5 protein-coding genes and 3 tRNA genes are annotated in these 7,131 nt (G+C 64.5%); 5 read left to right on the top strand and 3 right to left on the bottom strand.

From position 1 onward, the window contains the following. Positions 1–362, top strand: a 362-nt coding sequence (locus QZS21_RS02505) for an SOS response-associated peptidase family protein (RefSeq protein ID WP_295579821.1), incomplete at its 5' end; no start/stop codon positions are given. Positions 363–909: 547 nt separating this feature from the next. Here the strand turns inward: QZS21_RS02505 and QZS21_RS02500 are convergent. Next, positions 910–985: transfer RNA gene (locus QZS21_RS02500), tRNA-Pro, on the bottom strand. A 193-nt stretch (positions 986–1,178) separates the two neighbouring features. Here QZS21_RS02500 and QZS21_RS02495 point away from each other — a divergent pair. Next, positions 1,179–1,266: transfer RNA gene (locus QZS21_RS02495), tRNA-Ser, on the top strand. A gap of 23 nt (positions 1,267–1,289) precedes the next feature. After that, positions 1,290–1,383: transfer RNA gene (locus tag QZS21_RS02490), tRNA-Ser, on the top strand. Positions 1,384–1,870: 487 nt separating this feature from the next. On the opposite strand, the gene QZS21_RS02485 is transcribed toward QZS21_RS02490, so the two are convergent. Together QZS21_RS02485 and QZS21_RS02480 are read right to left on the bottom strand one after the other, a co-directional pair. Continuing rightward, positions 1,871–4,000, bottom strand: coding sequence for an FtsX-like permease family protein (locus tag QZS21_RS02485; RefSeq protein ID WP_295579819.1), 2,130 nt, complete (start codon positions 3,998–4,000; stop codon positions 1,871–1,873). A gap of 4 nt (positions 4,001–4,004) precedes the next feature. Next, positions 4,005–4,748 (bottom strand): ABC transporter ATP-binding protein, encoded by a 744-nt coding sequence (locus tag QZS21_RS02480; protein WP_295579817.1) that lies wholly within the window; start codon positions 4,746–4,748, stop codon positions 4,005–4,007. 280 nt (positions 4,749–5,028) lie between these two features. On the opposite strand from QZS21_RS02480, the gene QZS21_RS02475 reads away from it, so the two are divergent. Both QZS21_RS02475 and QZS21_RS02470 read left to right on the top strand, forming a co-directional pair. Next, complete coding sequence (locus tag QZS21_RS02475; protein ID WP_295579815.1) at positions 5,029–5,739, top strand: LytTR family DNA-binding domain-containing protein; 711 nt, start codon at positions 5,029–5,031, stop codon at positions 5,737–5,739. Positions 5,740–5,742: 3 nt separating this feature from the next. After that, positions 5,743–7,053: a sensor histidine kinase gene (locus tag QZS21_RS02470; protein WP_295579813.1), complete on the top strand. Its 1,311-nt coding sequence runs from the start codon at positions 5,743–5,745 to the stop codon at positions 7,051–7,053. Positions 7,054–7,131: the final 78 nt, after the last annotated feature.

Raw genomic sequence — 7,131 nt, 5'->3', positions numbered from 1 at the left:
ACCGGCCCATGTTTCGGCGGTCCGTGATGGAGCGGCGGTGCGTGATTCCCACCACCGGGTTTTATGAGTGGGGGCCGGATGGGGAGGGTAAGAAGCGGAAATACCGCTTTAACCTACCAGGTACCCGGGCGCTGTACCTAGCTGGATTGTGGAACAACTTTGCCGAGGAGCGGAAGTGCGTGATCCTGACTACGGCGGCCAACGCCTCCATGGAGGGCATCCATGACCGCATGCCGGTGGTTCTTCTGCGGGAGGAGCTGGAACGTTGGGTACAGGATAGCGGAGTAGCCACGGAAATCCTGCACCGAGTTCCGCCGGAGCTGGCGGTGGAAGCATTGAGTGGCATAAGCGAAAATAGGTAAACGTACAGCATAAAAAGTGATATAAATTATCCGCTTTTAAAATAGCCCGATATATGGTAGAATCTCCTCAGTAATTGACAGAATCGGAGACATGGAGAGGGGACAATGAAGCCTTATATGACAATACGCGACGGCAGTTGTATCTTTGAAGTGGTATCCCGTCCGACCTGTGATAACCTGGATGGAGTGGCCAGCTATACGGCCTATGCCTATTGTCGCGGGGAGATACCAGATCGCCAAGGACTCGCAAAATTGTATCGGGTGACCTGGCATCCGTGCGAGGGCTGGCAAGATCAGCCGGAGCAGGATCGTTGCAAGTGGCAGGAGCCTTATCGTGTCAAGTGGGTCCGGGGATATTACAGACCGGCGACTGGGGATGTATTTGTTGTTAAATGAGTGATCTTGATCTCACGTGCATAGCTTCCCTAACGCGAGAGCAGCTAATTTCATTTTGTAGTAGTTCTGTAATAGCTCTCTTTTTTTCTGTGTTTTCTTCATCTTTTCCAAACATAGAAAAAACCTAGAGCCGTTACGGCTCTAGGTTTTTTGGTCCGAGTGGCGAGACTTGAACTCACGACCCCTTGACCCCCAGTCAAGTGCGCTACCAACTGCGCTACACCCGGATGTATGGACTTGTCGCGGACTTATTGAAGTCAGCTTATATATACTAGCACGGCTTTTTTCAAAATGCAAGTCCTAATTTTGCTTTTTTCAAAATTTTTGCCCGTTGGATTTTTGGGAAACCCTGTTGACAAATTGCCGGTGCGTATGGTATCATACTTCAAGTGTTCGGGAGGCGGATACGCATGCCTGTTTGGAGAGATGTCCGAGCGGTTGAAGGAACCGGTCTTGAAAACCGGCGATGCGCAAGCGTCCGTGGGTTCGAATCCCACTCTCTCCGCCATGTTTTTCTTTTATATTGGATGTGCAGAAGTACCCAAGAGGCCGAAGGGGCTCCCCTGCTAAGGGAGTAGGGTGTCTAAAAAACGCCGCGAGGGTTCAAATCCCTCCTTCTGCGCCAGCTCAGAAACACCCCTCATGGCACGGGTCCCCGCCTTTGGCGAGGCCCCTTAGCCGGACGGGGTGTTTCTTCGCTTTCGGACCGGACCCGCTCCGCTGGGCTCCGCCCCGAGAGGGACGAGGGGCTCAGAAATTGCCTGTTTAGCACGAATCCCCGCCTGCGGCGAGGCTTCTTTGCTGGACAGGCAATTTCTTCGCTTTCACGGCGAACCCACGCTGTTGGGCTTCGCCGTGAATGGGATGGGGGAACGCGGAAGGCGCCTGACGCATACCGCCCTCCGAAAGACCCTGTTTGGGAAAGGCCCCCGCCTACGGCGGGGGCCTTTTTCGCCGGACGGGGGATGGGTTGCCTTCCGCCGCAGCCGCTGTGCTGGGCGGAGGAGAATGCAATTTTACGCTTTTTAAAAACGAATATTATGGAAACTTTCTGCGCACAAAAGGCACCCCGCATGCGAACGATGCGGGGCGCCTGGTTGTTTTGGGACTTTTCACCTTCGGCGGATGCCAAGCGCCCGGCAGACGCTGCGGAGCGTCATGCGGTAGACGCCGTACAGCAGGGCGCAGACGGCGGCAATCAGCAGCAGGCAGGCGCCCAGCCCCGCCACCTCGTTCACGGTGAGGCGGTGGTCGTTGAAGTACATAATCATGGCGTAGAAGGCGTAGATCAGCCCGGTGCCCGTCAGGATGGGCACCTGAAACACCCGCTTCACCTGGCTGCGGACGGAGCGGTAGAGGTAGCGGTTGGGCGCGCCCAGGTGCCGCAGGTCGTCGTAGACCTGGCGGTTCGTCATGGCCAGGGTCATGCACCGGGTATAGGCGATGACAATGACCGCCGCGAAGCAGACGACGGCGATGAAGATGAACAGCATCAGAAAGACCGCCGTGGTCTTCACAAAGTCCGCCTTGTCCAGCACCCGGAACTGGGGCATGTACTGCCAGAACATTCGGAAGGCGGAGCTGTCCCGCTGGGCGTAGTCGATGGGGGTGAAGCCGTGTTCCGCCAGGTGCTCCCGGTCGAAGGTGTAGGGCTCCCCCGCCGCCTGGGCCAGCTGGCGGCGCAGCGGGTCGAAGGCGTCGTACTGCTCCACCTCGGGGCCGGAGCGGTCCACGATCTCGTTGAACAGCGCCTTGGCGAAGCCGTAGGTCTCCGCGCAGTTCTCCACATTGAAAAACACCATCTCCTCCCGCCAGTCCGCCGGGAGCCCGGCGGTCATGGCGGCGAAGTCCCCGTCGTCCAGCACGTAGCGGCCGAAGAGCACGTCGTGGCGCAGGGCGTCCGCAGCCGTGACGGTCCAGCTCTTGCCGGTGAGGGGATTGGTGATGCGGGAGGCGTCTCCGCCGAAGACGCCCTGGCCGTCCCCGGTGGCGTCGAAGATGGCCGCCACGGTGCCGGGCCGCAGGTCCACGGCCTCCCCTGTCAGGGCGTTGTAGCCCGACTCGGACAGGAACAGGTCGCTGCGCAGCACCTCCCGGTACACCGCCTCCCAGGTGGTGCCCAGGGGGCCGTTCCGCTCCACGTGCTCCTGGCCGTCCACCCCCAGCCGGGCCATGGGCGCCTCTGCCCAGAAGGTGGGGGTCACGCCGTACGCCGCCGCCAGCTGCCGCACCTCCGCCTCCGTGGGGAGGTTCTGGTCCGCCCGGAAGTGGTAGGCGTAGTCCACGGGGCGCTGGTCGTAGGTCATCATGCTGCCGGTGCCCAGCATGGGGGTGTAGAATCCGGCGAAGAAGGCCCCGGCCACCAGCAGCGTCATCACCAGCATGTTCCGCACCGTCTGGCGGCCCTGGAACTGCATCATGCTGGTGGAGATCAAATCCCGGTACCGGCGGCGCGTTCCGCCCCAGCCGTTGACCACCGTGTGGAGCAGGATCATGTAGAGCCCTGCCAGGGCGGGAAGGTAGAAGACGGCGGTGAGACCCTCCGGCGGGTACCAGTGGAGCCCCAGAATGAAGACGGAGGGCATGAGATAGCCGCCGAGGCCCCCCAGGACCAGCAGGCCGATGCCCGCCGGGCCGTACCACCGGGGCACCGCCCGGATGGGTTCGGACTTGTGGGACTCCTGCACGATGTCGATGATGTTGGTGCGGCGGATGGATCGCCCGCCCAGGAAGAACAGCATCCCGATGACGAACAGGGAGAAGGCCAGGGCGAAGAGGTACGCCTGGGGGTCGAAGGACAGGGCCATCTCCTCCGTGTCCACCACCAGGGCCCGGAACGCCTGCCAGAGCAGCCAGGCCGCCGGGGTGCCCAGCACCGCCCCGGCGGCGCAGGACCCCACGGAGAGGAGGGTCAGCTCCCGGCGCAGCTGGGAGCGCAGCTGCCGCCGGGTGGCCCCCAGGGCCAGGAACACCCCGGTCTCCCGGGACTTGTGCCGGAAGAACAGGCCGGAGGCGTAGGTGGTGAACACGCCGCAGCCGATGACCGCCAGCACGAAGATCATCATCACCTGCTTGCGGGAGTCGCCGCCCTCCGGCAGGACGGAGAGAATGGTGGGGGAGCGCATCATGGACACATAGGCGGTGATGAGCAGCACGGAGAAAAAGCTGCACCCGGCCAGCAGGGCATAGTGGGTTTGGTTTTGGCGGCGCAGGGCCGCGCAGACCTGGTCGAAGGGCTTCATGGCCTCACACCCTGCCCATTTCCCGGATGGCGTCCAGCAGCAGGTCCTGGAAAGCCGTCCGCTCCGTGGGTCCCTTCTCCAGCGTCCGCCACACCACGCCGTCCTGGAGAATCACCACCCGGTCACAGAAGGAGGCGGCGAAGGAGTCGTGGGTCACCATGAAGATGGTGGCCTCCAGGGCGCTTTTCGCCTGCTGGAAGGACCGGATCACCGCCCGGCTGGACTTGGAGTCCAGGTTGCCGGTGGGCTCGTCCGCCAGAATCAGCAGGGGATGGTTGATCAGGGCCCGGGCCACGGCGGTCCGCTGCTTTTCCCCGCCGGAGATCTCCGCCGGGTACTTGTCCCGGATCGCGGAGATGCCGAACACCTCGCAGAGCTGGTCCGCCCGGCGCTCTGTGATCTGAGGCACGTCGCCGCCGATGATGGCGGGGAGGAGGATGTTCTGCCGGACCGTCAGCCCGTCCAGCAGCAAAAAGTCCTGGAACACGAAGCCCAGCTTCCGGTTGCGGACCAGGGCCAGGGCCTCCTCGTCCAGTTGGGCCAGCTCCGCGTCCCCCAGCCGGATGCTGCCCCGGTCGGCGGGGATGTAGCAGGAGATGCAGTTTAAGAGAGTGGTCTTGCCGGAGCCGGAGGGGCCCATTACGGCCACGAACTCCCCCTTTTTCACCTCCAGGTCTATCCCTTTAAGGACCTCGTAGGTGGTCTTGCCCACCTGATAGGATTTGTGCAGGTCATGTACCGTCAGCATGTGATCCGCCCTTTCTCAGCACAGTGAATGTCCGGGCCGGGGCTGCGAGGCGCCCGCCCGGTCTGTACTGTCAGCTTACCCCGGAACCGGCGCCGCCGCAAACGGGGCCGTCATCTTTTGCCGCCGGGCCGTCATCTTTGGCGGAAGCTGCCGCCGCAAGGTCAAGTTTGGCGGGTTTTCCGTCAAGTTTGGTTTGTCGGATGGGGGCGGGGCGTGGTAGAATAGCCCCATGACAGCCGTGCCGCCCCGGGGGCGGAGCGGGAAGAGAGGGAGGAATGGGATGCTGCGCATCGGGATTTGCGACGACAGCTATGACGCCCGGACGGCGCTTCGCTCCGGGCTGGAGCGGGCGCTGGCCCGGCGGCGGAGCGAGGGGGCATTTTGGGAGTTCTCCTCCGGTGAAGGGCTGCTCCGCTGGCTGGAAAGCCACGCCGGGGAGCTGGACCTGGTCTTTCTGGACATGGAGATGGGAGCGCTGGACGGCATGGAGACCGCCCGCCGCCTGCGGCGGATGGACGAGGGGCTGCAAATCGTGTTTGTCACCGGCTACGCCGACCGGGTGTTCGACGGCTATTCCGTGGGGGCCCTGGGGTATCTCCTCAAGCCCGCCGGGGCGGAGCGGCTCTCGGAGGTGCTGGAGCGCTGCACGGAGGCGTTGTGCCGTGGAATGGACGAGACCTTTTTCTGCCGCAGCGGCGACACGGTGTTCCGCATCCCCCGGCGGAGCATCCGCTACTTTGTCTCCGACCGGCGGCAGGTGACCTGCGTGACGGGGGACCGGCGGTATACCTTCTACGGCCGGCTGGACGACACGGCGGCGGAGGCGGGGCCGGCGTTCGTCCGCATTCACCAGCGCTATCTGGTCCGGGCCGGGGCGGTGGACCGGGTGGAGGGCGGGGAGGTCTTCGTGGGGGACGAGGCCCTGCCCATCAGCCGCTCCTGCCAGAAGGCGGCCCTGGCGGCCCTGACCCGGGCCGCCCTGGAGGAATGAGGCATGGCGTGGATCAAGCTGTTCGCCCTGGAATTGCTTCAAAACTGGGGGTGGCTTCTGGCGAACATGGCCAACGGCACCGTGCTCTACGGCCTGTTTGTCCGGTTTTTCCAGGTGAAGCCCTTCTGGGGCTGGAAGGCGCTGCTGTGGCTGACCTTCAGCGGGGCCAGCGGCATGGTCATCTGGGTGGGGGACAACAATTTGCTGTACACCATGCCGGTCTTCTTTGCCGCCTGCCTGCTGGCGACCCAGGGAGACTGGCGGGGGCGCCTGGTGGCGTCGGCGGTCTTCTTCTGCCTCACGATGTCCATCTGCGCCATGCTGGACACGTACCTGAAGGCGCTGAACTACTATCATCAGATGACCCGGCTGTGCCGTCCGCTGGTGTTCGGCGGGCTGTACCTGCTGCTGCGCCGGTGGCTGCCGGAGGAGCCGGCGGCGCTGCCCGGACGGCTGTGGGGGCTGCTGCTGGGCCTTGCCGCCATGCCGCTCTGCGCCCTGGTCACAGTGGTGCTGCTGGCCGGTGAGATGTACCATACCTCGCCCGAGGTGCAGGCCCTGGCCGCCAGCCAGGGCCTGGCGGTGCTGCCCTTCGTGCTGCTGACGTCCCTGGTGCTGCTGGCGGCGATTGAGGTGCTCCAGAACCATGAGCGGCTGGAGCGGGCCAGCCAGCTGGCGGACATGCGGGAGGTCTATTACCAGGGCCTCCGGCGGGAGGAGCGGCAGGTGCGGCAGCTGCGCCACGACCTGCGCAACCACCTGACGGCGGTCCGGGGCCTGCTGGCTCGGGGAGAGACGGACCGGGCCCTGGAGTATCTGGACGGGATGGCCGGGTCCCCGGCGCTGGGCGGCGGCAGGCGGCTGTGCGAAAACGACGCCGCCAACGCAGTCCTGGCCGCCAAGGCGGAGGATCTGGCCCGGGAGGGCGCGGTGGCGGACTTTGCCGTGTCCCTGCCCCGGGAGCTGGCGGTGGCGGACGCGGATTTATGCGCCTTGCTGGGCAATGCCCTGGACAACGCCCTGGAGGCGGTGCGGCAGGCGGCGGACAAGCGCGTGGTCCTCCGCTGCCGGGCGGACAAGGGGCTGTTCATGCTGCGGGTGGAAAACGCCCTGGCGGGGCCGGTGGCCCCGGACCTCGCCACCACCAAGACCGACCGGACCGCCCACGGCTTCGGCCTTCCCGGCATGCGGGAGATCGCCGGGCGCTACGGCGGCACCTTGGAGGCCGGTCCCCGGAACGGGCGGTTTGAGGTGGTGGTGTGTCTGCCCCTGCCCCGGGAGGCGCAGCCGCCGCGGGATAAAGCGGAGCCGTGACGTTGGGCAGCGCGGGGGAGAGGCATTTGCAGGCCCGCACCGTCTGGCGGGAAAAGCCCGGCATCATTGAAGAAACGG

The organism is uncultured Oscillibacter sp. (assembly GCF_900544955.1).
Lineage (GTDB): Bacteria > Bacillota > Clostridia > Oscillospirales > Oscillospiraceae > Oscillibacter.
Note: the sequence above shows the minus strand (reverse complement) of the source record. Positions and strands in the feature narration are given on the sequence as shown.

Bases quoted from the DNA above. Each gene is read 5' to 3' on its own strand.
- QZS21_RS02485 (WP_295579819.1), bottom strand. From the start codon at position 4,000: ATGAAGCCCTTCGACCAGGTCTGCGCGGCCCTGCGCCGCCAAAACCAA.
- QZS21_RS02480 (WP_295579817.1), bottom strand. From the start codon at position 4,748: ATGCTGACGGTACATGACCTGCACAAATCCTATCAGGTGGGCAAGACC.
- QZS21_RS02475 (WP_295579815.1), top strand. From the start codon at position 5,029: ATGCTGCGCATCGGGATTTGCGACGACAGCTATGACGCCCGGACGGCG.
- QZS21_RS02470 (WP_295579813.1), top strand. From the start codon at position 5,743: ATGGCGTGGATCAAGCTGTTCGCCCTGGAATTGCTTCAAAACTGGGGG.